Origin of the sequence: Paraburkholderia sp. RL17-373-BIF-A, assembly GCF_046030175.1 — a bacterium.
Classification (GTDB): Bacteria; Pseudomonadota; Gammaproteobacteria; order Burkholderiales; family Burkholderiaceae; genus Paraburkholderia.
The window spans coordinates 1-951 of the sequence record NZ_JARESO010000308.1 but is presented as its reverse complement, the minus strand read 5'-3'; the positions used below and the strand labels follow the sequence as shown (position 1 = coordinate 951).

Sequence of the window (951 nt, the reverse complement as noted above, 5' to 3'; positions counted from 1 at the left end):
ATGGCAATGCTCAAACAGCCGTGATCCGGACAAAGCCGACATGGTCTACACATTCACGAATGTACCTCAGTTAGATGACGGTTACCATGCGCAACGCACATACCATGAAGTATGGAAATGTTCTTGCTTTACTAGTGTTCAAATAAACAAAGGTCAGTTATGTCAGTAACGTCTAGCACCCTTACCAGAACATTTTCTGGCGTCAGCGGAAGTCTAGCCAACAAGGCGGCTGGGTACGGTAACGTGGGGGGGTGGACCTGCTTCTCTCGATACTGACATTCGGAATTTATGCCTTTGTGAAGGCATCTAAGATGGATGAGAAGAGAACGGCTGTCGAGCGGGTCGTGAGGGATCTGTGCACGCAAGTTCAGGTGAACATGGACGCGAGCATGGTTTCCGTGAAGGTGGACGGGAAAGAATTGAATTTTTATGAGCAGACGGCTGACGATCGAAGCTATTTGCTGGTCTATTACGGTGGCAAATTGTGCCACAAGATTGACCCATGCAAACATGAGAGGTTTAGGGCTTCGCCTACAACAGGAAGTCGCATTTTTGGATGGCCTGTACTATGAAGGACGGGTTTAGACATTCGCATGGGCGTTGGTGCACTTGCTGAGTAAAAATACATAACAAAATCAATGGTTTGAAATTTATGTTAGTGCCTACTATCATCAAGATGATGCATTTTTCTAGGAAAACGCTGGGCGCACTATTGCAAGTGCCTGATTTTATTGGCTTTATAAGTGCACCAACGCTGATGATCGGTGTATGGGAGCCACCTCAGGATCGGCGTAATCGGGCCATGCATCGGGCCCGTCATCACGTCGTGCGTCAGTCCGAAACGCATTTCGAATTTCCGTAACTGGGTACCTTCGGCGTGGGTCAAAAATGGCTGTTTTTGCGTTACACGGGCGCGCGAAATCGCCCCGGCCGCGAAAGACCAGATTAATT

General features: G+C 48.4%; 1 protein-coding gene. It reads right to left on the bottom strand.

Going from position 1 to position 951, the window contains the following annotated elements; genetic code table 11:
• Nucleotides 1-709: 709 nt before the first annotated feature.
• Nucleotides 710-951 (bottom strand): hypothetical protein (locus tag P0D80_RS50555; RefSeq protein ID WP_408296366.1); only part of this gene is annotated, 242 nt, incomplete at its 5' end.